General features: G+C 71.7%; 1 protein-coding gene. It reads right to left on the minus strand.

The annotated features are described in order from the left end of the window. The coding region (locus FLX08_RS40255; protein WP_142625468.1) for a DUF222 domain-containing protein at window positions 1-283 on the minus strand (283 nt) is incomplete at both ends.

The following is a 283-nucleotide window of genomic DNA, read 5'->3' on the forward strand; positions in this document are numbered from 1 at the left end:
TCTGCTGCTCCAGCGCGGCGATGAGCGCGTCCGCCTGGCGCTCCGTCAGCGTGCGGTCATCACCGTCGGCCTTCTTCTTGGCGTACTCCTGCAACAGGGTCATCAGGCGGGCGCCGGGCTCACGGGGAATGTAGAACTCCCCTTCCACGCCGCCGCCCTTGCCCGGGCGGACCCGCAGGAAGCGCCGCCCGTAGTCGGCCTGCTCATCGCGTTCTTCGCCGTCGGGGTCGAGCACCGCCCGCAAGTGACGGCCGGCCTTGGCCACCTCCGCCGCCCCCGCCTT

Source organism: Microbispora hainanensis (assembly GCF_006874475.1).
Taxonomy (GTDB): domain Bacteria; phylum Actinomycetota; class Actinomycetes; order Streptosporangiales; family Streptosporangiaceae; genus Microbispora; species Microbispora hainanensis.